We start from the raw sequence: 25,769 nt of genomic DNA on the forward strand, positions 1-25,769 counted from the left end.
GGGGGCTAGCCGCGCGCGGCCGTCGTGTTGCCGCGGTGGAACTCGCTCGTGAACGATGTCGGGCGCGGCGGGCGGCCCTCCAGCATCTCCACGATCGCGCGCCCCGCCGCTCGGCCCTTCTCGACCGCCGGCTGCACCAGGGTCGTCAGGTCGTACGGCCACAGGCCGTCCACGCGCACCCCGTCGAAGCCGACCACGCTGACGTCGCCCGGCACCTCGAGCCCGAGCTCCTCCGCCGCGCGGATCACGCCGGCGGCGAGCAGGTCGCTCTGCGCGATGATCGCGGTCGGGCGGCGCGACGCGTCGGATAGCAGGGCGGTCCCGGCGATCCGGCCCTCGTCCACGAAGGAGCCGCGCGTCGTCCAGCCGCCGGCGTCGGGGAACACGTCGCGGGCGCCGGCCAGCCGCTCGGTCGCGGTGGTGGACGACGAGCCGCTCACGAGCGCGGGTGTCAGCGGTCCGCGCGCGCGGTCCCGGGGCAGCGGAAGCGTCACGACCGCAACGTCCCGGTGGCCGAGGTCGTGGAGGTGCTGGGCGGCGAGCCGGGAGGCCTCCCGGTTGTCCTGGCCGATCGAGGGGACGTCGTCGGCCGGGTCTCCCTCGATCGCGACGAGCGGGATGCCGCGCTGGCGCAGCATCGCCACCGACTCGTCGAGGCGCGGGCTGCAGCCGACCAGCACCACGGCGTCCATCGGGGCGTCCTCGATGCGCTGGGCGGTGTCGCCCGCGTCCGTGAGGATGAGGAGGCCGGCGTCGACGGCGGCGATCTCGTCGGAGATGCCGTCGAGGAGGGCGATCTTGATCGGGTCGCGGAACGCGTCGCCGACCCGCTCCTCCATCACGACGCCGACGATCCCCGACCGGCCGCGGCGTAGCGAGCGGGCGCGCGGGTCGGGGCCGGCGTAGTTGAGCTGCTTCGCGGCGTCGAGGACGCGCTCGCGCGTCGCGTCCGAGACGGGGCCCGTGCCGGAGAAGGCGAGGGACGCCGTGGAGTTGGAGACACCGGCCAGGCGGGCGACGGCGGCCAGCGTCGGCCGGGCGCCCGCGAGGGGTGTGCTGCTGTCGTTCACGTGTGGTAGCTTAGTCGAATCGTTTCGATCGAAACGATTCGAGTGGTGAAAATCCGCTCCCCCACCAGAAACCCGCCGGCCGTTCGCGGCCCCCGCTCTCCCCAGGACAGCCGATGTCACAGCCGACCCCGACGACGACACGCAGCCGCCACGAGCTGCGCGCCTGGCGCAACGCCGTCTTCGTCATCTTCATTCTCAGCGGGCTCGCCATGGCGACCTGGGTGGCGCGCATCCCCGGCGTCCGCGACGACCTCGGCCTCGGCCGCGACCCGTCCTCTGTCGGCCTCCTCATCCTCGGGATGTCGGCCGGCGCGATCATCGGACTGTCGGTGTCCTCCCTCGTGCTCGTGCGTTTCGGCCCGCACAAGGGGATGGTCGGGAGCCTCGTGATCGTCGCGATCGGCACCCTCCTGATCGGTTTCGGCTCGACGGTCTTCCACGCGGTGCCGATGGTGGCGGTCGGCCTCATCCTGCTGGGCTTCGGCAACGGGATGGTCGACGTGATGATGAACGTCGAGGGCACCGCGGTCGAGCGCGAGATCGGCAAGACGCTGATGCCGCTCATGCACGCCTTCTTCAGCTTCGGCACCGTGCTCGGGGCCGGGATGGGCGCGGCCGCGGCGGCCCTCCACATCGGCGTCGTCTGGCACCTCTCGTTCGTCGCCGTGCTGATGGTCGTGGTGGCCCTGGTCGCGATCCGCTTCATCCCGCGCGAGGCCGACCTCGGCGACGAGACCGCCGAGAAGCCGCGCATCCCGTTCGGTCAGCGGCTGCGCGCGTCGCTGGCGGTGTGGGCGGACTGGCGCCTCATCCTCATCGGCGTCGTCATGCTCGGCATGGCGTTCGGCGAGGGCTCGGCGAACGACTGGATCGCCCTGGCGACCGTCGACGGCCACGGCCAGTCGAACTCGACGGGCGCACTCGTGTTCGGCTTCTTCGTCGCCGCGATGACCCTCGGCCGCGTGCTCGGCGGCCCGATCGTGGACCGCGTCGGACGCGTCACCGCGATCCGCGTGACGGCCGCGATGGGCGTCGCCGGACTCCTGCTGTTCATCCTCGGCGGCCCGCTGTGGGTGGCTGTGATCGGAACCGTGCTGTGGGGCTTCGGCGTCTCGCTCGGCTTCCCCCTCGGGATGTCGGCGGCGTCGGAGGGCACGGACAACCCGGCCGCGCGCGTCTCCGCGGTGGCGATCATCGGTTACTGCGCGTTCCTGGTCGGCCCGCCGCTGATCGGGTTCCTCGGCAAGGAGTTCGGGCTGCTGAACGCGCTCTACCTCATCCTCGTTCTGCTGGTCGCGTCGTTCCTGGCGGCGCCGGCGGTGCGGCCGATGGCGGAGCGTCGCGGGAGCCGACTGGAGGCCGCGGCCGAGTAGCCGCGGCGGTCCCGGCCGCGCCAGTCACACGAACGCGAGGCACACCGGCGTCGGCACCGCCGACACCCCGAGCAGCCGCAGCCCCCGCGTCCCCGCGTCGAACGCGAAGACGCTCACCTCGTCGCTGTCCTGGCACGCCGCCAGCACCCGGTCGCCGTCCGGGGAGATCACCAGATCCCGCGGCGCCCGCCCTCCGGCGGGCACGACCGACACCAGCTCCAGGGCTGCCGAGGCCGCATCGAACGCGAACACGCCGATCGTGTCGTCCCCGCGGTTCGTCGCCAGCACGGTGCGCCCGTCCGCGCTGACCCGGACGGCCGCGGTCTGGTTGGCGCCCGCCGCCGACGGGCCGCGCGTGCCGGCCGACGCGACCACGTCGAAGCGATCGCCCTCCCGGCGGAGCACGTCCAGCGTGCTGTCCAGCTCGTTCAGCAGGAGGATATGCCGGCCGTCCAGGTGATACGCCAGGTGCCGCGGCCCCGCAGCGCCGACGGCGACGGTCGCCTCCGGGCGGAGGGTCAGCGCACCCGACGGGGACAGCGCGTACCAGCGCACCTCGCCGAGACCGAGGTCCACGACCACGACGTCACCGGTCTCCGGGTCGACCGAGAGCTGGTGGACGTGCGGCGCCTCCTGGCGTGCGGGGTCGGGGCCGTGGCCCTCGTGCTGGACGAACGCCGTCCGCACGCCGATCGCGCCGTCCTCGAGCAGTTCGAAGACCGAGACCGTCCCGCCGACGTACGTCCCCGTCAGCAGGAACCGTCCGGACGGGTGCAGCGCGAGGTGCGCGGGCGAGTCGCCGCCGCTCGACACCCGGCCGAGCGGGCGCAGCGTTCCGTCCGGGAGGCGCGAGAACGCCGAGACGCCGCCGTCCGGGCCGGTCTCCTCCACGGCGTAAACGTGCGAGCCGTCCGCCGACACCGCCACCCACGACGGATTCGGCACAACCGCGGCCACGGCGACATCCACCACGGCCGTGCCGTCCAACCGGGCGGAGAGCACACCGTCGGCGTGACCGTCGACGTGCGGGAGGCGCTGCGTGTACGTGCCGATGAGGAGGTCGTTGGCCATCCCCTCATCCTGCCAGCACCGCCCGCGCGGCAGCACCGCCGGCACCGTACACTTGACCGGTGCGCCTCGTGATAGCCAACTGTTCCGTCGACTACGCCGGCCGCCTGAGCGCCCACCTCCCGCTCGCCAAGCGCCTGCTCATGCTCAAGGCCGACGGCAGCCTCCTCGTCCACTCCGACGGCGGCTCCTACAAGCCGCTCAACTGGATGAGCCCGCCCTGCACGCTCACCGTGGACGAGCCGGACGACACGCAGCGGGAGGCCGGGATCACCGAGGTCTGGCGCGTCACCCAGGCGAAGACGGCCGACATGCTCGTCGTCTCCATCCACGAGGTGCTGAGCGACACCGCCCACGAGCTGGGCGTCGACCCCGGGCTGCAGAAGGACGGCGTGGAGGCGCACCTCCAGAAGCTGCTGGCCGAGCAGATCCACCTCCTCGGCGACGGCCACGTGCTGGTCCGCCGCGAGTACATGACCGCGATCGGCCCGGTCGACATCCTCGCCCGAGACGAGCGCGGCGCCTCGGTCGCGGTCGAGCTGAAGCGCCGCGGCGACATCGACGGCGTCGAGCAGCTCACCCGCTACCTGGAGCTGATGAACAGGGACCCGCTCCTGGCGCCCGTGTCCGGGGTCTTCGCGGCTCAGGAGATCAAGCCCCAGGCCCGCACGCTGGCCGAGGACCGCGGCATCCGCTGCCTGGTGCTCGACTACGACGCGATGCGCGGGCTGGACGACAGCGACAGCAGGCTCTTCTGATGGCCGCCCCCGCCGGACGCTTCCCGCAGACCTACGAGAACGGCCCCGTCCGCACGGCCCTCGCCGCGATCGCCGCCGAGCCGACCATGGAGAACCTGGAGGCCCTCCTCGCCGCCGCGACGAAGGGCGGCCTGGTCGTCGACGTCACCGGGTCCGAGCCCGGCGAGGTGCGGCTGCGCACCATCCAGTCGACCGCGGGCGAGCCGGTGCTGCCGTTGTTCACCTCGATGAAGGCGCTGCGGAACGCGGTCGGCGCCGCCGGCGGGAAGGGCACACGCGTCCAGGCGGTCATCGTCCCGGCCGCCGAAGCCCTCGGGTACATCGCCAACGCGGACTTCGTCGCCGTGCAGTTCGACCCGGGGGCCGCCCACACGATGGTCGTCGCGCGTTCGCACATCGAGGCCGCTCTCAGCGAGCGCTGACGATACATTCGAACATCTCACATAGCATTGGACCGCTATGACAAACCCGACCACCACGACTCCTGACGCGCCGACGACCGTCACGCGCACCTGGACCTGCGTCCTCTTCGACCTCGACGGCACCCTCACCGACTCCGCGCCCGGCATCACCGCCTCCCTCGCGCGCACGTTCGAGGAGCTCGGCCTTCCCGTCCCCACCCCCGCCGAACTCGTGGAGTACGTCGGGCCTCCGCTGCTCGACTCGCTCCAGTCGATGGCCGGCTTCGACGAGGCAGGCGCCCGCGCCGCGCTCATGGTCTACCGCGCCGACTACGCGGCCAACGGCGCGTTCGACAGCGCCGTCTTCCCCGGCATCCGCGGCCTCCTGCAGCGCCTGCGCACGGCCGGCATCCCGCTCGCCGTCGCCACCAGCAAGCCGGAGGCGCAGGCCACGCGCATCCTGGAGCACTTCGACCTCGCGCAGTACTTCGACGTGATCGCCGGCGCGACCGACGACGAGAGCCGCAGCGCGAAGGCGGACGTCGTCGCGGAGGCGCTGCGCCGCCTGACCGAGCTGGGCGTCGCGCTCGACCACACCGTGATGGTCGGCGACCGCGCGTACGACGTGGAGGGCGCTGGCGAGCACGGCATCCCGACCATCCTCGTGGAGTGGGGCTACGGCTCGCCGGCCGAGGCGGCGGGCGCGATCGCGGTCGTGCACTCGGCGGACCAGCTCAGCACGCTGCTGCTGGGCTGAGGCGCGCTGCCGGGCTGAGCGGGAGGCCGCCACAGCCGGGAGCGGAGAGCGTCGGAGGGTGCGCAGTAGGCTGGAGTGTTGCACTACCGCACTCCATACAGCACTAGGAAGAATGATGCGCACCAACAGCAAAATGCTCGTTCCCGCCGCCCTCGTCGCGGCACTGTCCATCGCCGCACTCACCGGCTGCTCCGGCAGCGGTGGCGGCTCCAGCGCGACGCCGTCGGCGTCGGCCTCCCAGGAGGCGACCTCCAAGTCGCTCCCGTCCGACTTCCCGAAGTCGGACGTCCCGATCGTCGCCGGCACCGTGATCGTCGCGAACGGGGACCACAACGACGGCTGGTCCATCACCGTCCAGCCGAAGGACAAGAACGGTTTCGCGGACGCGAAGGCCGCCCTGGAGAAGGCCGGTTACACGGTCCAGCCCGGCGCGAGTGACAGCAAGGCCGTCTACACGAACGCCAAGTACACCGTCGCGATCAGCACCCCCGGTGTCGCCGTGACGTACGCCGTCACCGCCAACTGATCGGCACGGAAGCCGTCGGGCGCAGCTCCACTGCGCGCCCGGCGGCTTCCGCCATTCGTGCCGAATGTGCCGCCGCGCGATTCGCGCCGAATGTGGGGAATGGCGGCAGCAAACGCGACATTCGTGACGAATGTGGGTGCGCTACGCGTCGATGATCCGCACCAGCTCGTCGATGAACGCGGTGAAGGTGTCGGCGCGCCGGATCAGCCCGAGTACGGCCTCCCGGTCGGAGAACACCTCCACGAACTGGTCGAACACGGTCTGGAACGCCGCGCGGCCGCCCTCGGAGAAAGCGATGAACGCGATCACGTTCACCCGCGCGTCACCCCAGTCCATCGCGGTGTCGTTGACGACGATCGCGATCGCCGTCCGCTTCGCGTTCATGGTCATGGCGTGCGGCACGGCGAGCGTGTCCGTGAACGCCGTCGACGACATCTGCTCGCGCTCGACCGCCTGCTCCACATAGTCGCTTCCGATGGCGTCGGCCGCGATCATCCGGTCGCCGAGCGCGCGGATCATCGTGATCGCGTCGCGCGCGTAGAAGTTGCGGAGGAACAGGCTCTCGTCGAAGTACTCGAGCAGCTCGTTCTTGATCCCGGCCCGGCGGCGCTGCCGGCGGATGCGCGCGACCGACTGGCGGATGTGCTCCACGTCCGTCGCCGTGAGGAACGGCTGCACGATGACCGTGTTCTCCCGCCGCCCGCGCGGGTCGATCGTGGTCAGCACCAGGTCCGCGTCGATCGCGGACCAGTCGGCATCCGTGGACGTGATCACGCTTACGATGTCCAGCTCGTCGCCAAGCGCGCTCTCCAGTTTCTCGCGCAGCAGGATGTGCATGTCGTAGTAATTCGGGCAGACCACCGCGGTGCGCACGGCGTCCCGGCGACGCGACTGCTGCTCCAGGTAGGCGCCGACGTGCATCGCGATGTAGGCGATCTCGTCGTCGTTGACCGCGATCCCCTCCGCCGCCTGCAACCGGCTGGCGATGTAGACGGCCAGCTCGTAGGTCATCGGGTACGAGCTCTTGATCGAGCGGGTGAGCGGGTTGCGGGAGTAGGTGTTCTCGTGCGCCCGCGCCACCAGGTTCTGCACGTGGAGGGTGAGCCGCACGATGAAGTCCTCGTCGCGGAGGTCGACCAGGTACTCGGTGGAGGCCCGCGCCACGATCCCGCGCACGATGTCGAGGTCGTCCTCGCTGACGAACTCCGCGACGCTGTCCGCCCCCGCGCCCGGCGCGATGACGCGGGTCCGCAGCAGGATGGCGAGGTAGCGCAGCTCGGTCGGGTCCAGCTCCACGTCGAAGTGCGTGAGCACGAGCCCGCCGAGGTCGTCCGCCAGCCCGCGCAGCGCCTCCCCCGCCTCCGCCGCACCCGCCGCGGGGAGGACGCGATCCTTGGCGACGCGGTCGAGCGCGACGGCCATGTGCAGCAGCACGTCGTTGATGCCGTACTCGTTGACGAAGAACCCGCGCGCGTCCAGCATCTCGACCAGATCGGACTTGAACGCGGCCAGCCCCTCCGAGGCGAAGGCCTCCTGGATGCGCGACACGTCCACGACGCCCTGCCGCATCTCGTCCCGGAACAGCCGGCTGATCAGCTTGCGCCGGGCGATCTCCGGCCCGTTCAGCCGCGCGACCGGGCCATGCCGGTCGAGGACCAGCTCGGTGTCGGCGAGGAGGCTGCGCACCCGGGTGAGGTCGGACTCGATCGTGGAGTCGCTGACGAACAGGCTCTCCGCCGTCTCGTAGACGTCGATCCCCTCCGGCTCGTCGAGCAGCCGCCTGGCCAGGAACGCGAGCCGCTCCTGCGGCGAACCCGCCGACGGGGAGGCCTCCGGGACATCGGCGAGGTAGGCCGCGTACGCGTCGCCTTTCACCCGGTACCCGCTCGGCCCCGACTCGACCAGCTCGCCGAGCGCTGCGGCGTAACTGCGGATGCTGCGGGAGGTCACACCCAGGTCCTGCGCGAGCTCGGCGGCCGTCACCCAGGCAGCACGACGCGACAGGATGTCGAGCATCCTCGTCTGCTTCGCCGAGAGCGCCACCAGCAGAGCCACCTTTCCGTCACCGAGTCAACCACGACCGCGCCGACGGCGGAGGTGCCCCAGCACGCGTTTCCGCACCCCAGGAAGAAACCGTCCTGGCCCCCGGAAGACGTCGGGGACAGCATGGTCACGATCCACCGAACCACCCGATCCACCCGTTTCACCCGTTCCAGCACCACGCACCACCGGAAGGCATGAGGTCGATGAAGATCATCGTTGTCTGCGGCGCGGGCGCCTCCAGCACCTTCGTCGCCGTGAAGCTCCGCACCGCCGCGGCCGCTCGTGGGCTGCAGGTCCAGGTCGCCGCGGGCAGCGCGAGCCAGCTCGACTCGCTCGCCGCGGTGGATGTCGTCCTCGTCGGTGCGCACCTGGAGGCCCTGGTCCCCGGGCTGCGTGCCCGCGCCGCCACCACCGGGACCGCCGTCGCCGTTCTGCCGCCCGTATCCCCCGCCGCACTCGACGGTGCGCTCGCGCTGGATCTGGCCCTCAACGCGAAGGCCGGGGCACGATGAGAGCCACTGGCAGCGCGGCGTCGCGGCGTACTGTGCCACCCGAGAACGAAGGAGACCGGAACAATGGCTGAGCGGATCATCACCGTCGGATCGACCCACGGGCTGCACGCCCGTCCCGCCAAGCTCTTCGTGGAGGCCGTCGGCGCCTCGGGCGCGAAGGTGTCGCTGTCGAAGGAGGGCGGGCGCACCGTCGACGCCGGCAGCATCCTCGGCGTCATCTCGCTGGGAATCGACCACGGCGACAAGATCGTCCTGGCGACCGACGCCCCCAACGCCGAGGCCGTCCTCGACGACCTGGCCGAGATCCTCACCACGGACCACGACGCCTGATCATGGCCGACACGACAGACACGACCCAGACGCTGACCGGCGCGGGCATCGGCCAGGGCATCGCCCTCGGCCCCGTGCTCCGGATGTCCGACCCGCTCCCCGAGCCGGAGTCCACCCCGAGCACGCGCACCCCCGACGAGGAGAAGGCCCGCGTCTCGCAGGCCGTCGCGACCGTCGCCGCCGACCTGCGCGAGCGCGCCGGAAAGGTGTCCGGCACCGCGGCGGATGTGCTGGAGGCCCAGTCGATGATGGCGGAGGACTCCTCTCTCGCCGACGATGTCGCCTCCCGGATCGACGGCGGCACGACCGCCGAGCGCGCGGTGTTCGAGGGCTTCGGCGTCTTCCGCGACATGCTCATCGGCCTCGGCGGCTACATGGGCGAACGCGCCACCGACCTGGACGACGTGGCCCAGCGGGTGATCGCGGCGCTGGAGGGCCGGCCCGCGCCGGGCGTCCCGGAGTCCGACGTGCCCTACATCCTCGTCGCCCGCGACCTCGCCCCCGCCGACACGGCGCTGCTCGACCTGACGAAGGTGCTCGGCCTGGTCACCCGCGAGGGCGGACCGACCTCCCACACCGCGATCCTGGCCCGCGAGAAGGCGATCGTCGCGATCGTGGGCGTCGCCGGGGCGGACGACCTGGCCGCGGGGTCCGAAGTGATCCTCGACGCCGGTGCCGGCACGGTCACCGTCGCGCCGACCGCCGAGCAGTCCGAGGACGCCCGCCGGCGCATCGCCGAGCGGGAGGCCGCCCTCTCCGGAGGCCTGGAGCCCGGCGCGCTGGCCGACGGCACCGCGATCCCGCTGCTGGCCAACCTCGGCTCGGCCGAGGGCGCGCAGAAGGCGGTCGACGCGGGAGCCGAGGGCGTCGGCCTGTTCCGCACCGAGTTCCTCTTCCTCGACGCCCGGATGGCGCCGACGGTGGAGCAGCAGCGCGAGCAGTATGTGAAGCTGCTGCAGGCCTTCCCCGGCAAGAAGGTCGTCGTGCGGGTGCTCGACGCCGGCGCGGACAAGCCGCTGGAGTTCCTCAACGACGCGCACGAGGACAACCCGGCGCTGGGCCTGCGCGGCCTGCGCGCCCTGCGGGCGAACGAGGACATCCTCCGCGAGCAGCTCACCGCCCTCGCCGAGGCCGACGCGCAGACCGACGCGGACCTCTGGGTCATGGCCCCGATGGTCGCGACCGTCGAGGAGACCCGCTACTTCATGCAGCTGGCCGGCGAGTTCGGGCTGAAGACCGTGGGTGTCATGGTCGAGGTCCCGTCCGCCGCGCTGCTGGCCGACCGGGTGCTGCGGGAGGCCGGCTTCGCCTCCATCGGCACCAACGACCTCACCCAGTACACGATGGCCGCCGACCGCCTCCTCGGCTCGGTCGCCGGCTTCCAGGACCCGTGGCACCCGGCCGTCCTCCGCCTCGTCGGCGAGGTCGGCGCCGCCGGAGCCGCGCACGGCAAGCCGGTCGGCATCTGCGGCGAGGCCGCGGCCGACCCGATGCTCGCCGTCGTGCTCGTCGGCCTCGGCGCGACCACCCTCTCGATGTCGCCCGCGGCCCTCGCCGACGTGCGGTTGTCCCTCACCCGTTACACCCTCGACCAGGCCAAAGCCCTGGCCGAGGCCGCACTGGCCGCCGATGGCGCGGCCGAAGCCCGGGAGGCCGTCCGAACCACGGCCGCCGGGTTCGCCCACCCGCCTGCCTAGGCAGGAACCCCTACCTGCCTCGGCAGGACCGACACAGAAACGAGGCACCATCATGACATCGGCGACAGCGACGACGCCGAAGCAGCCCAGCAGCGCTCGCGTCCACGTGCAGCGCTTCGGGACCTTCCTCTCGAACATGGTCATGCCGAACATCCCGGCGTTCATCGCCTGGGGGTTCATCACGGCCCTGTTCATCGCCACCGGCTGGCTCCAGAACACCGGCTGGGCGATCAGCGGGATCCTGGGCGGCTTCGGCGACCAGGCCAAGATCGGCTGGAGCGGCGCGGCGACCGTGCTCGCCCAGGACCCGAGCGGCCACACCTTCCAGCAGTACGTGGGCCTCGTCGGCCCGATGATCACGTACCTGCTGCCCCTGCTGATCGCGAACACCGGTGGCCGCATGGTCTACGGCGTCCGCGGCGGCGTGGTCGGCGCGATCGCGACGATGGGTGTCATCGTCGGCTCCAACATCCCGATGTTCATCGGCGCGATGATCATGGGCCCGCTCGGCGCCTGGGTGATGAAGCAGGTCGACCGGATCTGGGAGGGGAAGATCAAAGCCGGCTTCGAGATGCTGGTCAACAACTTCTCCGCCGGCATCGTCGGCATGCTGTTGTCGATCGGCGCGTTCTTCGGCATCGCACCGCTCGTCGAATGGCTGAGCTCCATCCTGAGCAACGCGGTCAACTGGCTGGTCACGGCGCACCTGCTGCCGTTCGCGAGCCTGCTGATCGAGCCGGGCAAGGTGCTCTTCCTCAACAACGCCATCAACCACGGCGTGCTCACCCCGCTCGGCATCGAGCAGGCGCAGCAGCAGGGCAAGTCCATCCTGTTCCTGCTGGAGGCCAATCCCGGCCCCGGCTTCGGCATCCTGATCGCGTACTCGATCTTCGGCCTCGGCATCGCCAAGGCGAGCGCCCCGGGCGCCGCGCTGATCCAGTTCGTCGGCGGCATCCACGAGATCTACTTCCCGTACGTGCTGATGAAGCCGATGATCGTCATCGCGGCGATCCTCGGCGGCATGACCGGCATCGCGATCAACGTGACCTTCAACTCGGGTCTGCGCGCCCCGGCCTCCCCCGGATCGATCATCGCCGTCCTGATCCAGTCGCCCGCCAGCAGCATCGTGGGCGTCACACTCTCGGTGATCGGCGCGGCGGCCGTTTCGTTCATCGTCGCCTCGATCATCCTGCGGGCCAGCCGCAAGCGCGACCTGGCCGCGGGCAACGCCGGCGACCTCACCGCCGCCGTGGCGCAGACCGAGGCCAACAAGGGCAAGGAGTCCTCCATCCTCGAGGGCCTGGTCCAGGAGGGCGAGCACGACACCGGCGACGCGCAAGGCGACGGCACCGACCGGCTGGTGCGCAACATCGTGTTCGCGTGCGACGCTGGGATGGGCTCGTCCGCGATGGGCGCGTCCGTGCTGCGGAACAAGATCAAGAAGGCCGGCGTGGAGGGGGTCACGGTGACGAACCAGGCCATCAGCAACCTCGACGGCTCGGCCGACCTGGTCATCACGCAGCGCGAGCTCACCGACCGGGCCAAGGGCCAGTCGCCGGACTCGGTCCACGTGTCCGTCGACAACTTCATGAACAGCCCCAAGTACGACGAGGTCGTCGACCTCGTCGCCAAGCAGCAGCAGAACCTGACGGAGGACGCCACCAAATGACCGACACGATTCTCGACCGGGCGAACGTCGTGGCCGCGGGCAACGCGACCACGCGGGAGGACGCGATCCGGGAGGCGGGTGAGCTGCTCGTCAGAGCGGGCGCCGTGCAGCCGGGTTACGTCGACTCGATGGCGCAGCGCGAGGCGACCGTCTCCACCTTCATGGGGAACGGCCTGGCCATCCCGCACGGCACCAACGAGTCCAAGGACGAGATCGTGCGTTCGGCGCTCTCCTTCATCCGCTACTCCTCGCCGCTCGACTGGGGCGGCGAGGAGGTGCGGTTCGTCGTGGGCATCGCCGGGCGGAACAACGAGCACCTCGACATCCTGAGCAAGATCGCCATCCTCTTCTCCGAGGAGGACGATGTGCAGCAGCTGATCGACGCGCCGGACGCGGACGCCCTGTTCGCACTGCTCGGCGACGTCAACGACTGAGACGGGGTCTCGCATGAAAGCCGTCCACTTCGGCGCGGGCAACATCGGGCGCGGCTTCGTGGGGCTCCTGCTCCACGAGGCCGGGTACGAGGTGGTGTTCGCGGACGTCAACGCGGAACTGATCGACGCCCTCGACGCGGCGGACTCGTACGAGGTCCACCTCGTCGGGGACGACGCGGAGACCAAGACCGTCACCGGGTTCCGGGCGATCAACAGCGCCACCGCGGAGGACGCTCTGGTCGCCGAGATCGCGACGGCGGACGTGGTCACGACCGCCGTCGGACCGCGCATCCTGCGCTTCGTCGCCCCGGTGATCGCGCGCGGGCTCGCCGCCCGCGCGGAGGACGCCCCGCGCCTCGCCGTCATGGCGTGCGAGAACGCGATCGGCGCGACCGACCTGCTCTGCGCCGAGCTGATGGACGGCCTCCCCGACGACGGGACACGCGAGGAGCTGGCCTCCCGCGCGGTGTTCGCGAACACGGCCGTCGACCGGATCGTGCCCGCACAGGCCCCGGACGCCGGCATCGACGTCACGGTGGAGACGTTCTACGAGTGGGTCGTCGACCGCAGCCCGTTCAACGGGAACGTGCCGCCGATCCCGGGTGCGCACTTCGTGGACTCCCTCGGGCCGTACATCGAGCGCAAGCTGTTCACGGTGAACACCGGACACGCCACCGTCGCCTACACGGGCTTCCTGGCGGGCGCGACGATCATCAGCGAGGCGATCGGCATCCCGTCGGTGCTGGAGGCGACGGAGGCCGCGCTGGCGGAGACATCGGCCGCGCTCAGCGCCAAGCACGGGCTGGACCCGGCTGAGCTGGCCGAGTACCGCGCGAAGATCCTGAACCGCTTCCGCAACCCGTACCTGGTGGACGAGGTCACGCGTGTCGGCCGCGAGCCGCTGCGCAAGCTCGGCCGCAACGACCGCTTCGTCGGGCCGGCCTCCGACTACGTGCAGTACGTCGGCGGGGTCCCGTCGGCGCTGCTCGCCGCGATCGGCGCCGCGCTGCGCTTCGACGTTCCGGAGGACACGCAGAGCGTCGAGCTGCAGCAGCTGCTCCAGCGCGCGAACGCCGAGGACATCGTGGACGAGGTCATGGGCGTGCAGCGCGGCGAGGAACTGTTCGAGCCGCTGGTGGAGGTCGTGCGCGGCGCGGCGCGCTGAGTCCGTCTCCGCTCTCCCGCTAGCGCGGGGCGATCGTGGCCGTCGGTTCGAGACACCAGTCGAGAACCGATGGCCACGTTCCGTATCCGGACGCGGGCGTGAGGTGCCCGCCGCCCGGGATCGTCGTGAGCGGGAGGCCGAGCGGGTCGGCGTACACGGCTCGCGAGCCCTCCGGATTGCACGGGTCGGCGTCGGAAGCGACGATGCGGGTCTCGGCGGCCGGCCGGGTCGGCTCGAGGGCGGCGAAGGCGGCGACCTCGGGGTTCTCGCGGAGGTACGACGGTGACGGCGGCGCGACGAGGAGGACCCGGTCGACGGATCGGCCCGCACCGGTGTCGTCGGGCCGGGCGCCCAGCCAGAGCATGGCGCCGAGGCTGTGGGCGATCACGGTCACCCGTGCGTCGTCCGCGCGCGCGTCGTCGAGAGCCGCTCCCGCGGCGGCCCGCCAGGCCTCCAGGTCGGGCGCGTCCGCGTCCGGCAGCTGCGGGTAGACGACCCGCTCACCGCGGTCGCGCAGGGCGGAGGCGAGCTCGTACTGCCAGTGCCCGGCCGGCCGGAAGTTGCCCCAGCCGTGCAGGATCAGGAAGGCGCGCATGAGGCCGAGCGTAGCGCCCGGCCGGGCACGGCCTCCGTCCGGTGTCCTTCCGCGACGACCGGGACGCCCGCGACGAGCACCCACGGGATGCCCGCTGCCTGCAGCCGCGGCTCGGCGAAGGTCGCGCGGTCGGAGACGGTGTCCGGGTCGAAGAGCACCAGGTCCGCCACCATCCCCGGCGCGATCCGGCCGCGGTCGGTGAGACCGAGTCGCGCGGCCGGGCGCGCGGAGAGGTGCACGATCGCGTCCTCCAGCGTCAGGACGCCCTCCTCCCGCACGTAGCGGCCGAGGTAGCGCGGGAACGTGCCCCACGCGCGCGGGTGCGGCTTGTCCCCGACGAGGATGCCGTCGCTGCCGCCGGTGTGCCGCGGGTGCCGCATGATCGTGCGGACGTTCTCCTCGTCGCCGACGTGCTGGAGGATGCCGGTGCCGAGCCGGTCGGCCTCCAGGAGGTCGAGGGCGACCTCGGCGGGAGGGCGGCCTTCGGCGGCGGCCAGCTCGGCGACCGTGCGGCCGACGGCGTTCGCGAACCGGGGATCGCGGACTCCCGAGACCTCCACGGAGCTCCAGTCGACGGGGACGCCGTGCGCGCCGTCGGAGCCGGAGACGTCGAGCTCATGGACGATGCGCGCCCGGGTCGCCGGGTCGCGGAGGCGGCCGAGCGTGGCGTCCGGACCTCCTGCGTTCGCCCATCCCGGCAGGAGCGCGGAGAGCGTGGTCGACCCCGGGAGGTACGGGTAGCTGTCGAGCGTGATGTCGATGCCGTCGTTCAGGGCTGCGTCGATCAGTGCGACCAGCTCGCCGGCGCGTCCGCGGTTCACGGCGAAGTTCATGGTGGCGTGCGTGAGGTGGAGGGCGCAGCCGGCGCGGCGGGCGATCTCGATCATCTCGGCGTAGCCCTCCAGCGCCCCGGCGCCGTACGAGCGCTGGTGCGGCGCGAAGAACCCGCCGTGCCGGGCGACGACGTCGCAGAGCGCGACCAGCTCGTCGGTGCTCGCGAACATCCCCGGCGCGTACGTCAGCCCGGCCGACAGCCCGAACGCGCCGTCGCGCATCCCGCGCTCGACCTGCGCGCGCATGGCGGTGAGCTCGTCCGGGGTCGCCGGCCGGTCGTCCGCGCCGACGACGTTCAGGCGGACCGTGCCGTGCGGGACCAGATACCCGACGTTCACCGCGCTGCCGCGCCGGTCGACCTCCGCCAGGTAGCCGGCGACATCCGCCCAGCCGACGCCGGGACCCTGCACGCCGTTCCAGCCGGCGAGCTGCTCGCGGAGGACCGCCAGCGTCTGCTCGCCCGCCGGCGCATACGAGAGGCCGTCCTGACCGACGACCTGCGTCGTGACGCCCTGAGTGACGGCGGCGAGGTTGCGGTCGTCCTGGAGGACGGCCAGGTCGGAGTGCGCATGAAGGTCGATGAAGCCGGGCGCCACGGCGAGACCGTGGGCGTCGAGGACGCGGGTCGCCGGCGCGTCGAGGTGGGCGCCGAGCTCCACGATGCGGCCGTCCGCGAGGAGGACGTCGCCGACGGTCCCGGGACGGCCGGAGCCGTCGAGGACGAGGGTGCCGCGGATGAGGAGCGGGTTCACCTGTGCGCCGCCGCGGTGAACACGCGCGCCTTCTCGGCCACCGCCTCCCACGCCGCCTCCTCGATGTCCGCGGCGCCGACCACGCTCGAACCGGCGGTGACCGCGAGGGCGCCGGCCGACATCCACTCGGCCGCATTGCCCGCGTGCAGCCCGCCCGACGGCACGAACGGGATGCCGGGGAACGGGCCGCGCAGATCCTTCAGGTATCCCGGCCCGACGGCGGAGGCCGGGAAGACCTTCACCGCGGCCGAGCCGAGCTCGACGGCCCGCATGACCTCGGACGGGCTGAGCGCGCCGAGCATGATCGGCACCCCCGCCTCGCGGGCGACGGCTGCGGCGCTTTCGCTCAACCCGGGCGTCACCAGGAACTGCGCACCCGCCGCGATCGCGGCCTCGGCCGTGCGGGCGTCGGTCACGGTGCCCGCTCCGACCAGGGCGCCGTGCGGCTCGGCGGCGGCTGCGGCGATCACGGCCTCCACGCTCGGAGTGGTGAAGGTGAACTCGACCGTCCGGATGCCGCCCGCGACGAGCGCGCGGCAGAGCGCTCCGGGGTCGTCGATGCGCGGGGCGCGCACCACGGCGAGCGCGCGATCGGCGGTGAGCGTGTCGATCAGCATGGGACTCCTCGTCATCCGAACGTCGTCTCGAGCAGCCCGATCACCCGGGGCTCCTCCGCGAGCGCGTCGTCCACGACGGCGAGCGCACGCCACTTGTCGAAGGTCGTGCACGGGTGCGAGAGGCCGAAGCGGATGACGTCGCCGACCGCCGCAGCCGCGTCCTCCGGCACGCGCACGAAGGCGTGCTGGTCGTTGAGCGCGGTGACGACGGCGTCCTCCAGCGGGACGGCGACGGACTCCCCGAACCGCCGGATCGCCTGCGGGATCGGCAGCCCTTCGTCGTACGGGAGGTCGCGCTTGCCCGCGTCCACGAGCACCAGCCCGGGCTCGGGACGGGAGACCACCGTCGCCCAGCCGTGGATGGCCGCGCGGAACTCTCGGCCGTCGCCCCCACGGCGCAGCGGGGTGATGGAGCGGTAGAAGCCGTCGTCGTGCGTGATGTACGCGCCGGAGCGCAGCAGCACCTCCACCGTGCGGCCCCCGTCGCCACCCGCCGTGCGGCGCGGCGCGAGCACCTCGGCGACCTGGTCGAAGTAGGCGCTGCCGCCGGCGGTCAGGATGACCGGCCCGCCCGGCGGGTAGAGGCCGGCCGCGTCGATGGCGTCGTGCAGCGCCAGCAGCTCCTCGAGGTAGCCCTGGACGCGCGCGAGCGACTCCGGCGACGCGTCGTGCGCGAGCGCGCCCTCGTACCCCGCGACCCCCGCGAGGCGCAGCACCGGGGAGGCCGCGATCGCGGCGGCGACGGCGAGCGCCGCCTCCTGCCCGCGGGCGCCCGTGCGTCCGCCGGCCCCGCCGAGCTCGACCAGGACGGCGAGCGGGGCGGACGGTTCGGCGTCGGTCAGCGCCTCCGTCATGATCTCGACCGCGCGCGGCGAGTCCGCCCACACGGTCAGCCGGCCGAGGTCGGGCGCGAGTGCACGGAGCGCGGCCGGCTGCACGAGCGCGTTCGCCAGCAGGACCCGCGGGACGTCCCAGCCGAGCGCGACCGACGCCTGCCACGGCGTCGCCACGGTGATGCCCCAGGCGCCCGCGTCGAGCTGGCGCTGCCAGAGCTCGCGGCTCATCGTCGTTTTGCCGTGCGGCGCCAGCTCGACGCCGGCCTCCGCGCACCAGTTCGCCATCGTCGCGAGGTTGTGCGCGACGGCGGACTCGCTCAGCGTCACGATCGGCGTCGGGAAGTCGCGCAGCAGCGGGCGCGTGCGCGGGAGGTCGGCGACCTCGGCAGAGTCGAACCCGAGCGGTACGGCCTTGTACTGGTCCATGCGCTCCCTCATCGTTGCACCATGCGCAACGCTCGTTGCACTCCGGATGCACTCTTGTCTAGCATGAGCCCAGTCGATCGCGAAAGGCCGCGACCGCACGACGACGAACGGGGAGGACGGATGGCGGCGCCCGCACCCCTGGTCACCATCGGCGAGGCCATGGTCGTGCTCTACCCCGACCACCACCTCCCGCTCGCGGAGGCGCACAGCTTCGGGTCCGATGTCGGCGGCGCGGAGTTCAACGTCGCCACCACGCTCGCCCGGCTCGGCCTCCCGACCGCGTGGGTGTCCCGGCTCGGGGTCGACGGTTTCGGCGACCGCGTCCTCGCGGTCGCGCGCGAGGCCGGCGTGGACGTCTCCGGCGTCGACCGGGACCCGGCCCGCCCGACCGGCCTCTACGTCAAGGAGCCCGTGGCCGGCCCGACCGGCGTGCGGACCCGGATGCACTACTACCGCAGCTGGTCGGCGGCGTCGGCGCTCGATCTGGCGCAGCTCCGGTCGACCGCGACCGCCGCGCTGCTCGGCGGAGCCGCCATCGTCCACACCTCCGGCATCACCCCCGCGCTCTCGGCCTCCACTGCCGAGCTCGCCGCGAACCTCCGTTCCCTCGTCGGCCCGGACACCCTCATCAGCGTCGACCTCAACCTCCGCCCAGCGCTCTGGAGCGGCGGGGACCGCGCCGCTCTCGACAGCCTCGTCGGCCAGGCCGACCTGCTGTTCGCCGGGCACGAGGAGGCCGAGACGCACTTCGGCCACGCGGATCCCGACCGGCTGTTCGCCGCCCTCCCGCGCCTGCGCACGCTCGTTCTCAAGGACGAGGAGCGCCGGGCCTCCGCGTACCGGCGCGACGGCGGCGAGACCCACGTGCCGTGCCTCACGGTGGAGGTCGTCGAACCGGTCGGCGCGGGGGACGCCTTCGCCGCAGGCTTCCTCACGGGACTCGCGGAGGGCCGCGACGACACCGCCGCCCTGCGCCTCGGCCACGCGCTCGCCTCGCTCACCCTGATCGGCCACGGCGACCGGCCGCTGACGGTGCCGTCCCGCGGCGAGCGCGACGCGATCGCGGACGCGCCGGACGAGGTCTGGGAGCGCTGGCGGGTGCACCCGGGCGACATCCCGTGGCACGAGCAGCGGCTGGACGCGGCGCCATGAGCCAGTCCGTCGCCCGCGCCCTCGACCTCCTGGACCTCCTGTCGCGCGGCGTCCGCACGCTGGACGCCCTGTCCGCCGAGCTGGGCGTGCACAAGTCGACCGTCCTCCGCCTGCTGCAGACCCTGGAGTCGCGCGGGTTCGCCGCCCACGACACGGAGCACAGGTACCGGGTCGGCCCCGCCGTGTTCGCGCTGGCATCGGACGCGCTCGACGCCGTCGACGTGCGTGCCGCCGCGGCCCCCATCCTGCGTGCGCTGGCCGCCGATACCGGCCAGACCGTCCACCTGGCGACCTACCAGGACGGCGTCGTCACCTACATCGACAAGGTCGAGTCCCGCCAGGGGCTGCGGATGTACAGCCGGATCGGCCTCCCCGCGGCCATCCACGCGACGGCCGTCGGCAAGGTCCTGCTGGGCGGCCTGGAGCCGTCCGAGCGCGAACGCGTCGCCGCCGGCCTCGACCTGCACCCCTTCACCTCGCGGACCCACACCACCGCCGCCGCTCTGCTCGCCGACGTCGCGGTCAGCTCCGAGCGCGGCTGGGCCGAGGACCACGAGGAGCACGAGACGTTCATGAACTGCGTCGGCGCGCCCGTCCACGGCCCGGACGGACGGGTGGCGGCGGCGGTGTCCATCTCCGTACCGAACGTGGTGCTGCCGCACGACGGCGTGCTCGCGCTGCTGCCTGCGCTGCTGGACGCGACCGCCCGCATCTCGGCGGAACTCGGCGCCCGAACGGCCCGTCCGTCCGCGCCCGTTCCCGTTTCCACTGTTCCCCCACTCAAGGAGACCCCATGACCGACCGCATCGCCGTCACCACCCCGGACGCCCCGGCCCCCGCCCACACCTTCTCCCAAGGCGTCCGGCGCGGCCCGTTCGTCCAGGTCTCCGGCCAGGGCCCGGTCGATCCGGGAACGAACGAATACCTCCACCCCGGCGACGTGAAGGCCCAGACCGAGCGCACCCTCCGCAACGTTGAGGCCATCCTCGCGGCGGCGGGCGCCGGCTTCGACGACGTGATGATGCTGCGCGTCTACCTCACGACGCGCGACGACTTCGCGGCCATGAACGAGGCGTACGGGGAGTTCCTGTCGACGCGGGTCCCCTCCGGCGTGCTGCCGGCCCGCACTACGGTGTTCACGGGGTTGCCGCGCGCGGAGATGCTGGTGGAGATCGACGCGTTCGCGGTGGTCGGCTGACGGACCGCCGACCCCTTCTGACAGTTCACCGCGACCCGCACCGCCGGAACCACCCCGGTGGTACGTTTCGCATGTGAGCCGTATCGTCGCCGTGGCGCCCGTGCTGCCCGCCCGCAGTTACAGCCAGGGCGAGATCACGGCCGCGCTCCTCGCGATGATCACCAGCGACCCGCAGCGCCAGGCCGTCATGCGGCGCATCCACGCATCCAGCGGGGTCGAGACCCGCAGCCTCGTGATGCCGCTCGAGCGGTACAGCTCGCTCGCGTCGTTCCGGGAGTCCAACGATTTCTTCATCGCCGAGGGCACCACGCTCGCCGAGCGCGCCGTGACCCAGGCGCTCGCGACAGCCGGGCTGCGCGCCACCGATGTCGACTACCTCCTCTTCACCTCCGTCACCGGGATCGCCGCGCCCTCCATCGACGCCCAGCTCGTGCAGCGGCTCGGGATGCGGCCCGACGTCAAGCGGCTGCCGAGCTTCGGGCTCGGCTGCGTCGCCGGCGCCGCTGGGATCGCGCGCGTCCACGACTACCTGGCCGGCCATCCCGGCGAGATCGCGGTGCTGCTGTCGGTCGAGCTGTGCTCGCTGACCGTGCAGGCGCGGGATGACTCGATGGCGAACATCGTCGCGAGCGGACTGTTCGGCGACGGCGCGGCGGCGGTCGTGATGGCCGGCGACGACCGGGCCCGCGAGCTGGGCCTCCCGGGTCCGGAGGTCGTCGACACCCGCAGCCGCATCTACCCCGACACGGAGGATGTGATCGGCTGGGACATCGGCGGGACCGGCTTCCGCATCGTCCTGAGCGCCGGCGTCCCCGAGGTCATCGACCGCAACTTCGCCGGCGACGCGCGGGGCCTGCTCGCCGAGCACGGCCTGGAGGTGTCGGACGTGAGCGCGTGGGCGGCGCACCCCGGCGGCCCGAAGGTCCTGGAGGCCTTCGCCCGGTCGCTCGACCTGCCCCCGGACGCCCTCGAGGCGAGCTGGAGGTCGCTGGCACGCGTCGGCAACCTGTCGTCGGCGGCCGTCCTGCACGTGCTGGCCGAGCAGCTGGACGCGCACCCGGCGGGGACCGTCGGCCTGCTGTTCGCGCTCGGGCCCGGGGTGACGAGCGAGCTCGTGCTACTGCGCTGGGCCGCGGGGGCGGAGGGCGCGAGCGTCGCCGGGGCCGCCGCGTGATCTGGTACACGGTCCTCATCCTCGCCACCGGCGCCGAGCGGATCGCCGAGCTCGTCGTCTCCACCCGCAACGCCCGCTGGTCGTTCGCCCGCGGCGGCGTCGAGTACGGGCGTGCGCACTTCCCGCCGATGGTCGCCCTCCACACCGGCCTCCTGCTCGCCTGCCTCGCCGAGGTCTGGCTGCTCGGCCGGCCGTTCCTGCCGTGGCTCGGCTGGCCGATGCTGGTCCTGGTGCTGGCGAGCCAGGCGCTGCGCTGGTGGTGCATCGGGACGCTCGGCCCGCGCTGGAACACGCGCGTCATCGTCGTGCCGGGCCTGCCGCTCGTGGATCGCGGCCCCTACCGCTGGCTGCGCCACCCGAACTACGTCGCCGTCGTCGTGGAGGGGTTCGCCCTCCCGCTCGTGCACACCGCGTGGATCACCGCGCTCGCGTTCACGGTGCTGAACGCGGTGCTGCTGCTGGGCTTCCGGCTCCCGTGCGAGAACCGGGCGCTCGCCTCCACCGCCGCCGCGTCCTCGGCGTCGTCCACCTCCTCCGCCCCCGCATGACGACGGCCGGGCTCGTCGTGGTCGGCGGCGGCCCGATCGGGCTGGCGTGCGCGATCGAGGCGCGGCTCGCCGGCATGGAGGTCGTGGTGGTCGAGCCGCGCGACGATCCGATCGACAAGGCCTGCGGCGAGGGGCTGATGCCGGGCGCCCTCGCGGCCCTCCACCGCATCGGCGTCGACCCTCCCGGCCACAACCTCGCCGGGATCGCCTACCTGGACGGCTCCCGCCGCGTCGAGCACCGCTTCACCGAGCGCCCGGGGCGGGGCGTCCGCCGCACGGTGCTCCACCGCGAACTGGCCCGCCGCGCCGCCGAGCTGAACACGCCCGTCATCCGCGGACGCGTCGACGGCCTGACGCAGCGCAGGGACGGTGTGGAGCTGCGCCTCGCCGCCGGGGACACGATCGACTCTCCCTGGGTGATCGCCGCCGACGGCCTCCACTCCCCCGTCCGGCGGCTGCTCGGCCTGGACGGGCGCGCGCAGCACCCCGTCCGCCGCCGATACGGGCTCCGCCGCCACTACGCGATCGCACCGTGGACGGATCTGGTCGAAGTCCACTGGTCCGCGATGGTGGAGGCCTACGTGACACCCGTCGACGACGGCACCGTCGGGGTGGCCGTCCTCGGCCCGCGGCCGCTCGACCAGGAGGCCGCGATCGCCACGATCCCGGAGCTCGCCGAGCGCCTGGCGGGCGCGGAGGCGGTGACGGACGCGCGCGGCGCCGGCCCCCTCCTGCAGCGCTCGCGCTCCCGTGCCTCGGGCCGCGTCCTCCTCGCCGGGGACGCCTCCGGGTACGTGGACGCCCTCACCGGAGAGGGGATGCGGGTGGGTTTCGCACAGGCGCGCGCGGCTGTCGCCGCTGTGCGGGCGGGCGACACGGAACAGTACGAGCGTGCCTGGCGCGCGACGACGCGGGACTTCCGGATGCTGACGACGGGCCTGGTCGTCGCCGCCCGGTCGCGGTTCCGTCCCCGGATCGTGCCGACCGCGACGGCGCGGCCGCAACTCTTCGGCGCGATCGTGGAGCGCCTCTCGCGGTGACGGAGGGCGGCGTGCGCGCTGCCTGCTCGGCCTGTGGCGTGGCCTTCCTTCGCCGCCCAGGTCATTCGCTGGCTTCACTTCCCATCATCACGTAGTATGTTGCCGGTAGATGACACATGCGGTATTTTGCGAGGTGCGTTCGTGACTCTTCAAGACCTCTCCCCGGCATCCACGGACGCTCCGACCGAGCCAGCACGCGCGGAGGAGAGCCCCGATGAGGCTGAAGCGCAACTGACCGCCGTCGCCGGCACCCGGACCGCGGCCCGGCGGACGACGGTCACCTTCTATCTGTCCGAGACCCTCCGCAACCGCGCCCGGGCCGCCTACCGCTCGACGTCCTTCGAGGAGAAGGACAGCAGCTGGTCCGAGATGCTGAACAAGGCGCTGATCGCGGAGGTCGAGCGACGGGAGGCGGAGTACAACCGTGGCGAGATGTTCGCGGCGAGCGAGGCTCCGCTGACCCCGGGGCGGCCGATCGGTTTCTGAGGGCGATGCCGGCCGGCGGATCGCGGCGGGTCATGCACACGAGACGCCGGCGCGCACCGTCGTCCCAGAGTCACGGCGGATGGCGGACCGTCGAGCGAGAATCCGGCGGACCAGGAGCCGCCGGAGACACACGCGGCGGCGGGGGCCGGCCGTGTCGGTCTCCGGTGAGCGGAGGCTGTCGGATGCCGGACCCGGCGGGCGGGGGCCTGCCGGGTCCGGGGAGGGGCGGTTCGGGTGCCGGGCGCGTGAGGCCCGTCCGGCACCCGCCGAGGGTGAGTGATCACCGGGTGAATGTGGGGAATCACCGGGTGAAGATGGGAACCCCACCGCACCCCGCGCGAAGGTGGCCCCAGGTCGGCGGGACCCGGCCCCGCGCATGCGGGGCCGGTTGGGGAGGTCCGTCGACCTGGGACCGGCTTGCGGGGTGCGCCGCGTGACGGCGCACCGGTCTGGGGACGGGCTGGGCCGGCAATCGGACCGGCCCAGTCCCGTCGTGTCAGTTCAGTCGGTGAGCGTCCGTCACCGCGTGTGGTGGCGGCGCTCCCGGTTCATCGCTCCGAAGAGCGCGACGATCCCGAGCATCGCCAGCAGCGCCGCGATCGACCCGAGGGTCAGCGCGTCCGAGCCGGTCGAGGCCAGGACGGAAGCGCCCGATGCGGACGAGCCGAGCGCCGCCGAGCCGAGCGCCGAAGCGCCCAGCGAGCTGGGAGCCATCGAGGCCGGGTCCGTGGCGACCGTGGCCGTCCCGCCGAGCGAGCCGGAACCGACGTCGGCCGTGTCCGTGCCCGCTCCCGTCGATCCGACCGGCGTCGTCACCGAACCGGAGGTGTCCGTACCCGTCCCGGTGGATCCGACCGGCGTCGTCACCGGGCCGGCCGTCGCGACACCGCCGACGGCGACCGCGTCACCGCCGACCGCGACCGGGAGCGAGACGCTGATCGGCGCCTGCGCCCCACCGAGGAGAGCGCCGGCGCCGGTCGTGACCGGCGTCGTCGCGCTCGCGCCCGACGTGGTGGGAACGGTGCCCGCCCCGGTTGCGCTCGCGTCACCGAGGACGGCGACCGAGTCATCGCTGACCGACACTGGAACGGACGCCGCCACCGGCACCTGAGCACCGGACACCACACCGCCGGCGCCCGAGGTCACCAGACCCGAAGTCGCCGGAGTGGAGGTCACCGGGGCACCCGAGGACGTCCCAGCCGTGCTCGCGTCACCCAGCACGCCGACCGCGTTTCCGCCGACGGTCACCGGGAGCGCCGCATCCACCGGAGCCTGCGCGCCCGAGAGGACGCCGCCCGCACCGGAAGCGGTGGCTCCCGGCGCTGCGGCGGCACTCGGCGCGGAGACGCCGACCGGGCCGCTGGAGCTCGCGTCACCCAGCACCGCAACCGAGTTGCCGGTCGCGGTCACCGGGACAGCCGCGGACACAGGGACCTGTGCACCGGAGCCCACACCGTCCGCGCCGGAGGTCGTCAGACCCGAGGGTGCCGGAGTGGAGGCTGCAGCCGCAGACGAGGACGATCCGCTACCGGCCGCGTCACCCAGCACCGCTACCGAGTTACCGGTCGCCGTCACCGGGACAGCCGCCGACACGGGCACCTGGGCACCAGAACCCACACCGTCCGCGCCCGAGGTCGTCAGACCCGAGGGTGCCGGAGTGGCGGCTGCAGGCGCAGACGACGACGATCCACCACTGGCCGCGTCACCCAGCACGGCAACCGAGTTACCGGTCGCGGTCACCGGAGCGGCAGCGCCGACCGGGGCCTGAGCTCCGGACAGGATGCCATCCGTACCCGAGGTCGTCACACCCGAGGCGGCGGGAGCCGAAGACGCGGGGGCGGCCGAAGACGCACCAGCGCTGCTGGCGTCACCCAGCACCGCAACCGAGTTACCGGTCGCCGCCACCGGAACGGACGCGCCCACCGGCACCTGCGCCCCGGACAGCACGCCATCCGAACCCGAAGTCAGCAGACCCGACGTGGCAGGAGCAGACGCGGGAGCCGACGACGTGGAACCGCCCGAAGCCGCTGTGCTACCGGCATCGCCGAGCACTGCGACCGAGTTGCCGGTCGCAGTCACCGGGACCGACGCGTCCACCGGCGCCTGCGCACCGGACAACACGCCATCCGAACCCGAGGACACCAGACCCGAGCTGGCAGGAGCAGACGCAGGAGCCGGAGACGCCGAAGTCGCGCCACCGCTACTGGCATCGCCCAGCACTGCGACCGAGTTGCCGGTCGCGGTCACCGGAACAGCCGCGTCCACCGGCACCTGAGCACCGGACAGCACCCCGTCCGACCCCGACGTC

Annotated in this window: 26 protein-coding genes; 18 read left to right on the forward strand and 8 right to left on the reverse strand. The window is 72.7% G+C overall.

What is annotated here, in order from left to right:
- Positions 1-5: 5 nt before the first annotated feature.
- Positions 6-1,070: a LacI family DNA-binding transcriptional regulator gene (locus tag F1C12_RS14005; protein ID WP_185275552.1), complete on the reverse strand. Its 1,065-nt coding sequence runs from the start codon at positions 1,068-1,070 to the stop codon at positions 6-8.
- Between the two features lie 113 nt (positions 1,071-1,183).
- Between F1C12_RS14005 and F1C12_RS14010 the strand changes: the two genes are divergently transcribed.
- On the forward strand, positions 1,184-2,443 hold the full coding sequence (locus tag F1C12_RS14010; RefSeq protein WP_185275553.1) for an MFS transporter: 1,260 nt from the start codon (positions 1,184-1,186) through the stop codon (positions 2,441-2,443).
- A gap of 24 nt (positions 2,444-2,467) precedes the next feature.
- Here the strand turns inward: F1C12_RS14010 and F1C12_RS14015 are convergent, their stop codons facing one another.
- Positions 2,468-3,514, reverse strand: a complete 1,047-nt coding sequence (locus tag F1C12_RS14015) for a lactonase family protein (protein ID WP_185275554.1) — start codon at positions 3,512-3,514, stop codon at positions 2,468-2,470.
- Between the two features lie 59 nt (positions 3,515-3,573).
- Here F1C12_RS14015 and nucS point away from each other — a divergent pair, with 59 nt between their 5' ends.
- The 4 genes from nucS to F1C12_RS14035 all read left to right on the forward strand — a co-directional run bounded on the left by nucS (position 3,574) and on the right by F1C12_RS14035 (position 5,953).
- Positions 3,574-4,269, forward strand: coding sequence for an endonuclease NucS (nucS, locus tag F1C12_RS14020; RefSeq protein WP_185275555.1), 696 nt, complete (start codon positions 3,574-3,576; stop codon positions 4,267-4,269).
- Entirely contained in the window at positions 4,269-4,691 is a 423-nt protein-coding gene (locus F1C12_RS14025) for an SseB family protein (RefSeq protein ID WP_185275556.1), read from the forward strand. Before nucS ends, F1C12_RS14025 begins: the two co-directional genes overlap by 1 nt.
- Positions 4,692-4,728: 37 nt before the next feature.
- Positions 4,729-5,427: an HAD family hydrolase gene (locus F1C12_RS14030; protein WP_185275557.1), complete on the forward strand. Its 699-nt coding sequence runs from the start codon at positions 4,729-4,731 to the stop codon at positions 5,425-5,427.
- A gap of 133 nt (positions 5,428-5,560) precedes the next feature.
- Positions 5,561-5,953: a hypothetical protein gene (locus tag F1C12_RS14035; RefSeq protein ID WP_258045904.1), complete on the forward strand. Its 393-nt coding sequence runs from the start codon at positions 5,561-5,563 to the stop codon at positions 5,951-5,953.
- A 141-nt stretch (positions 5,954-6,094) separates the two neighbouring features.
- On the opposite strand, the gene F1C12_RS14040 is transcribed toward F1C12_RS14035, so the two are convergent.
- A complete protein-coding gene (locus F1C12_RS14040; protein ID WP_374939532.1) occupies positions 6,095-7,969 on the reverse strand; it encodes a BglG family transcription antiterminator in 1,875 nt (624 codons plus the stop codon).
- A 230-nt stretch (positions 7,970-8,199) separates the two neighbouring features.
- On the opposite strand from F1C12_RS14040, the gene F1C12_RS14045 reads away from it, so the two are divergent.
- The 6 genes from F1C12_RS14045 to F1C12_RS14070 all read left to right on the forward strand — a co-directional run bounded on the left by F1C12_RS14045 (position 8,200) and on the right by F1C12_RS14070 (position 13,803).
- On the forward strand, positions 8,200-8,508 hold the full coding sequence (locus tag F1C12_RS14045) for a PTS sugar transporter subunit IIB (RefSeq protein ID WP_185275559.1): 309 nt from the start codon (positions 8,200-8,202) through the stop codon (positions 8,506-8,508).
- 63 nt (positions 8,509-8,571) lie between these two features.
- Positions 8,572-8,838 (forward strand): HPr family phosphocarrier protein, encoded by a 267-nt coding sequence (locus F1C12_RS14050; protein ID WP_179604070.1) that lies wholly within the window; start codon positions 8,572-8,574, stop codon positions 8,836-8,838.
- A 2-nt stretch (positions 8,839-8,840) separates the two neighbouring features.
- Positions 8,841-10,535 carry a phosphoenolpyruvate--protein phosphotransferase gene (gene ptsP, locus F1C12_RS14055; RefSeq protein WP_185275560.1) on the forward strand — a complete coding sequence of 565 codons (1,695 nt, stop codon included), beginning with the start codon at positions 8,841-8,843 and terminating at the stop codon, positions 10,533-10,535.
- 52 nt (positions 10,536-10,587) lie between these two features.
- Entirely contained in the window at positions 10,588-12,204 is a 1,617-nt protein-coding gene (locus F1C12_RS14060; RefSeq protein WP_185275561.1) for a PTS mannitol transporter subunit IICB, read from the forward strand.
- Entirely contained in the window at positions 12,201-12,638 is a 438-nt protein-coding gene (locus tag F1C12_RS14065; RefSeq protein WP_185275562.1) for a PTS sugar transporter subunit IIA, read from the forward strand. Before F1C12_RS14060 ends, F1C12_RS14065 begins: the two co-directional genes overlap by 4 nt.
- A 13-nt stretch (positions 12,639-12,651) precedes the next feature.
- Positions 12,652-13,803 (forward strand): mannitol-1-phosphate 5-dehydrogenase, encoded by a 1,152-nt coding sequence (locus F1C12_RS14070; RefSeq protein ID WP_185275563.1) that lies wholly within the window; start codon positions 12,652-12,654, stop codon positions 13,801-13,803.
- 19 nt (positions 13,804-13,822) lie between these two features.
- Here F1C12_RS14070 and F1C12_RS14075 read toward each other — a convergent pair whose 3' ends face one another.
- From F1C12_RS14075 to F1C12_RS14090, 4 genes are read right to left on the reverse strand one after another with little or no spacing between them, the layout of a single operon-like run.
- Entirely contained in the window at positions 13,823-14,398 is a 576-nt protein-coding gene (locus F1C12_RS14075) for an RBBP9/YdeN family alpha/beta hydrolase (RefSeq protein WP_185275564.1), read from the reverse strand.
- Positions 14,383-15,984, reverse strand: a complete 1,602-nt coding sequence (locus F1C12_RS14080) for an N-acyl-D-amino-acid deacylase family protein (RefSeq protein ID WP_185275565.1) — start codon at positions 15,982-15,984, stop codon at positions 14,383-14,385. The genes F1C12_RS14075 and F1C12_RS14080 overlap by 16 nt, the downstream gene beginning before the upstream one ends.
- Complete coding sequence (locus tag F1C12_RS14085) at positions 15,981-16,601, reverse strand: bifunctional 4-hydroxy-2-oxoglutarate aldolase/2-dehydro-3-deoxy-phosphogluconate aldolase (RefSeq protein WP_185275566.1); 621 nt, start codon at positions 16,599-16,601, stop codon at positions 15,981-15,983. The genes F1C12_RS14080 and F1C12_RS14085 overlap by 4 nt, the downstream gene beginning before the upstream one ends.
- A gap of 11 nt (positions 16,602-16,612) precedes the next feature.
- Entirely contained in the window at positions 16,613-17,875 is a 1,263-nt protein-coding gene (locus tag F1C12_RS14090) for an alanine racemase (protein ID WP_258045905.1), read from the reverse strand.
- A 108-nt stretch (positions 17,876-17,983) separates the two neighbouring features.
- On the opposite strand from F1C12_RS14090, the gene F1C12_RS14095 reads away from it, so the two are divergent.
- From F1C12_RS14095 to F1C12_RS14125, 7 genes are all read left to right on the forward strand, one after another.
- Positions 17,984-19,015, forward strand: coding sequence for a sugar kinase (locus tag F1C12_RS14095; protein WP_185275567.1), 1,032 nt, complete (start codon positions 17,984-17,986; stop codon positions 19,013-19,015).
- Entirely contained in the window at positions 19,012-19,812 is an 801-nt protein-coding gene (locus tag F1C12_RS14100) for an IclR family transcriptional regulator (protein WP_185275568.1), read from the forward strand. Before F1C12_RS14095 ends, F1C12_RS14100 begins: the two co-directional genes overlap by 4 nt.
- Positions 19,809-20,213, forward strand: coding sequence for a RidA family protein (locus F1C12_RS14105; protein WP_185275569.1), 405 nt, complete (start codon positions 19,809-19,811; stop codon positions 20,211-20,213). Before F1C12_RS14100 ends, F1C12_RS14105 begins: the two co-directional genes overlap by 4 nt.
- 73 nt (positions 20,214-20,286) lie before the next feature.
- On the forward strand, positions 20,287-21,387 hold the full coding sequence (locus F1C12_RS14110; RefSeq protein WP_185275570.1) for a type III polyketide synthase: 1,101 nt from the start codon (positions 20,287-20,289) through the stop codon (positions 21,385-21,387).
- Complete coding sequence (locus tag F1C12_RS14115) at positions 21,384-21,935, forward strand: isoprenylcysteine carboxyl methyltransferase family protein (RefSeq protein WP_185275571.1); 552 nt, start codon at positions 21,384-21,386, stop codon at positions 21,933-21,935. Before F1C12_RS14110 ends, F1C12_RS14115 begins: the two co-directional genes overlap by 4 nt.
- Entirely contained in the window at positions 21,932-22,975 is a 1,044-nt protein-coding gene (locus F1C12_RS14120; protein ID WP_185278972.1) for an NAD(P)/FAD-dependent oxidoreductase, read from the forward strand. The genes F1C12_RS14115 and F1C12_RS14120 overlap by 4 nt, the downstream gene beginning before the upstream one ends.
- A 141-nt stretch (positions 22,976-23,116) precedes the next feature.
- On the forward strand, positions 23,117-23,461 hold the full coding sequence (locus F1C12_RS14125; RefSeq protein ID WP_258045906.1) for a ParB family protein: 345 nt from the start codon (positions 23,117-23,119) through the stop codon (positions 23,459-23,461).
- A gap of 519 nt (positions 23,462-23,980) precedes the next feature.
- Here F1C12_RS14125 and F1C12_RS22725 read toward each other — a convergent pair.
- Complete coding sequence (locus F1C12_RS22725) at positions 23,981-24,889, reverse strand: hypothetical protein (RefSeq protein WP_258045907.1); 909 nt, start codon at positions 24,887-24,889, stop codon at positions 23,981-23,983.
- Between the last annotated feature and the right edge of the window lie 880 nt (positions 24,890-25,769).

Origin of the sequence: Leifsonia shinshuensis, assembly GCF_014217625.1 — a bacterium.
Taxonomy (GTDB): Bacteria; Actinomycetota; Actinomycetes; order Actinomycetales; family Microbacteriaceae; genus Leifsonia; species Leifsonia shinshuensis_A.